The organism is Asanoa sp. NPDC050611 (assembly GCF_040654855.1).
GTDB lineage: Bacteria > Actinomycetota > Actinomycetes > Mycobacteriales > Micromonosporaceae > Asanoa.
Genome location: NZ_JBFAIU010000167.1, coordinates 15,321 through 16,181, shown reverse-complemented (window position 1 = coordinate 16,181; position 861 = coordinate 15,321). Strand labels below are relative to the sequence as shown.

Annotated in this window: 1 protein-coding gene; it reads right to left on the bottom strand. The window is 79.3% G+C overall.

What is annotated here, in order from left to right:
- Positions 1 to 46 precede the first annotated feature (46 nt).
- Positions 47 to 799, bottom strand: a complete 753-nt coding sequence (locus AB0H87_RS24170) for a BTAD domain-containing putative transcriptional regulator (RefSeq protein ID WP_360149696.1) — start codon at positions 797 to 799, stop codon at positions 47 to 49.
- Positions 800 to 861 lie beyond the last annotated feature (62 nt).

The following is an 861-nucleotide window of genomic DNA, read 5'->3' as shown; positions in this document are numbered from 1 at the left end:
AGGGTCATCGCCATGCCCGGACCCGTCGGCCGCCCCGCGGAGAGCGTCAGCCCGGACGTCGGCCGTCGGTGAGGTGCGCGGCGACCCGGGCGGCCAGCCGCTCGCGGCCGATCAGCGGGGTCAGCGGCACGGGCAGCGTCACCCGCGCGGGCACGGCCGCCGGCGGCGGTGCCGGGCACGGCTCCGGCCGCTCCCACCACGTGGCCAGCCCGCCCGAGCGGACCAGCGCGGCGATCTCACCGAGCCGCCGCCCGGGTTCGACGCCGAGGTTGTCGGCGACGGCGAGCACCGCCCGGTCGTAGACCTCGGCCGCCGCGCGCCGCCCGCGGGCGAACGCGGTGGCGGTCAGCAGCAGCTCCCAGAGCCGCTCGCGGAGCGGATGGCGGGCCAGCGCGCGTTCCAGGTCGGCGACCGCCTCCTCGGCGGCGGCGACCGCGGCCGTGCCCGCGGCGACCGCGTGCGCGTCGGCGGCCGGCGCACCGGCGGCGGTGAGCGCGACCGCGACCCGGCGCAGCAGGCACTCCCAGCGGTCCTCGATCGCGGCGGCCCGCATCTGCACGAGCCGGGTGCGCTCGGCCTGCACCCAGCCGAGCGGGTTGACCACCGTGCCGTCCAGCGGGTCACGGTCGAGGTCGACCTGCCAGAGCCGCAGCGCGGTGGCGAACAGGGTGGACGCGCCGGCCCAGTCGTCGTCGGCCATCAGCTCGCGGGCCCGGCGCAGCAGGTGGCCGAACCGGGTCGCGTCGACGGCCCGCCCGGGCAGCCGGAGCACGAGCCCGTCCGGGCGGTTGCCGAGCACGTCGGGGCAGCCTGCTCGTGCAGGGCACCGCGGACACGCTCTTCCCGCTCTCCGAGGCGGAC